This is a genomic window from Aerococcus sp. HMSC062A02 (assembly GCF_001809535.1).
In the GTDB taxonomy this organism is placed as follows: domain Bacteria; phylum Bacillota; class Bacilli; order Lactobacillales; family Aerococcaceae; genus Aerococcus.
This window is the reverse complement of record NZ_KV797909.1, coordinates 1-1622: the sequence shown is the minus strand read 5'-3', so window position 1 is coordinate 1622 and position 1622 is coordinate 1. Positions and strand designations below refer to the sequence as shown.

General features: G+C 52.1%; 1 rRNA gene. It reads right to left on the bottom strand.

What is annotated here, in order from left to right:
* Nucleotides 1–29: 29 nt before the first annotated feature.
* Nucleotides 30–1579, bottom strand: a 16S ribosomal RNA gene (locus HMPREF2626_RS00825).
* Between the last annotated feature and the right edge of the window lie 43 nt (nucleotides 1580–1622).

Genomic DNA, 1622 nt, shown 5'->3' with positions numbered 1-1622 from the left:
GACGATTGTGTATTCCGTTATATCCTTAGAAAGGAGGTGATCCAGCCGCACCTTCCGATACGGCTACCTTGTTACGACTTCACCCCAATCATCTGTCCCACCTTCGGCGGCTGGCTCCAAAAGGTTACCTCACCGACTTCGGGTGTTACAAACTCTCGTGGTGTGACGGGCGGTGTGTACAAGACCCGGGAACGTATTCACCGCGGCGTGCTGATCCGCGATTACTAGCGATTCCGGCTTCATGCAGGCGAGTTGCAGCCTGCAATCCGAACTGAGAATGGCTTTAAGGGATTCGCTGACTCTCGCGAGTTCGCAGCCCGTTGTACCATCCATTGTAGCACGTGTGTAGCCCAAGTCATAAGGGGCATGATGATTTGACGTCATCCCCGCCTTCCTCCGGTTTGTCACCGGCAGTCTCGCTAGAGTGCCCAACTAAATGCTGGCAACTAACAATAAGGGTTGCGCTCGTTGCGGGACTTAACCCAACATCTCACGACACGAGCTGACGACAACCATGCACCACCTGTCACTTTGTCCCCGAAGGGAAAGCTCTATCTCTAGAGTGGTCAAAGGATGTCAAGACTTGGTAAGGTTCTTCGCGTTGCTTCGAATTAAACCACATGCTCCACCGCTTGTGCGGGTCCCCGTCAATTCCTTTGAGTTTCAGCCTTGCGGCCGTACTCCCCAGGCGGAGTGCTTAATGCGTTAACTGCGGCACTGAAGGGCGGAAACCCTCCAACACCTAGCACTCATCGTTTACGGCGTGGACTACCAGGGTATCTAATCCTGTTTGCTACCCACGCTTTCGAGCCTCAGTGTCAGTTACAGACCAGAAAGTCGCCTTCGCCACTGGTGTTCTTCCATATATCTACGCATTCCACCGCTACACATGGAGTTCCACTTTCCTCTTCTGCACTCAAGTTTCCCAGTTTCCAATGACCCTCCACGGTTAAGCCGTGGGCTTTCACATCAGACTTAAGAAACCACCTGCGCTCCCTTTACGCCCAATAAATCCGGACAACGCTTGCCACCTACGTATTACCGCGGCTGCTGGCACGTAGTTAGCCGTGGCTTTCTGGTAAGATACCGTCAAGACTGTAGCAGTTACTCTACAATTTGTTCTTCTCTTACAACAGAGTTTTACGATCCGAAAACCTTCTTCACTCACGCGGCATTGCTCCGTCAGGCTTGCGCCCATTGCGGAAGATTCCCTACTGCTGCCTCCCGTAGGAGTCTGGGCCGTGTCTCAGTCCCAGTGTGGCCGATTACCCTCTCAGGTCGGCTATGCATCATGGCCTTGGTAAGCTTTTATCCCACCAACTAGCTAATGCACCGCAAGACCATCTATGAGTGACAGCAAAAGCCGTCTTTCCAATTTGTCAGATGCCTGACAAATTACTATGCGGTATTAGCACCCGTTTCCGGATGTTGTCCCCCGCTCATAGGTAGGTTCCTTACGTGTTACTCACCCGTCCGCCGCTAACGTCAGAAGTGCAAGCACTTCGTCGGTTCGCTCGACTTGCATGTATTAGGCATGCCGCCAGCGTTCGTCCTGAGCCAGGATCAAACTCTCATGAAAGATTCATGAGCTTTGATAAGCTCGTTATTGCTGACTTTTTATA